This is a genomic window from Paenibacillus forsythiae T98 (assembly GCF_000520735.1).
Classification (GTDB): Bacteria; Bacillota; Bacilli; order Paenibacillales; family Paenibacillaceae; genus Paenibacillus_AQ; species Paenibacillus_AQ forsythiae.
In genome coordinates this window covers 1-599 of sequence record NZ_ASSC01000469.1, presented here as the reverse complement: position 1 = coordinate 599, position 599 = coordinate 1, and the positions used below count along the sequence as shown (strand labels likewise).

The window sequence follows — 599 nt, the reverse complement described above, 5'->3', positions numbered from 1 at the left end:
GGCTCATCGGCTGACGAGCCGACGCTGGTGTCCTGGTCTACGGAAGAGGTTAAAGCCTATTTCGACAAAAATGTGGACTGGAACATCCCGTATCCGGAAGAGACGGGGGAGGGAACGGCCCAGCCGACCGCCACCCCGGGCGTAGCGACATCGAACGGGACAACGGTTATCAATAACTACGGGGGCTATAACTCCGGCTTCGGCTGGGACGACCTGCTGCTGTACCACATGCTGTTTAACAGCGGCTCCAGCTATTCGCCGAGCAGATGGTATGATCACCGCAAGACCTACTATGGCGGCACACGGACGGTCTATAAGCCGCGAACCTATGACGGCACCAGGTTTCAGAACAAGCCGGTAACAGGCTCCGTGGTCAAGCCGAAGACTTCGACCTCGACGACAGGCACCATTACGAGACGGTCAACGTCTTCCAAGGCGGGCGGCATCGGTGGAACATCCAGCAGCCTGGGCTCGTCCAGTTCGTCGTCCAGCTCAAGATCAAGCTCGAAATCGAGCCTTGGCTCCAGCTCCCGGTCCAGCTCGGGCAAGGCCAGCGGGTTCGGCGGATGACGGAATCCGTATTTCAGTGGCTAGAGCAC

General features: G+C 59.1%; 1 protein-coding gene. It reads left to right on the top strand.

Annotated features, from left to right (window positions below; genetic code table 11):
- On the top strand, positions 1 to 570 hold a 570-nt coding region (locus tag L692_RS32790; protein WP_025700982.1), incomplete at its 5' end, for a hypothetical protein.
- Positions 571 to 599 lie beyond the last annotated feature (29 nt).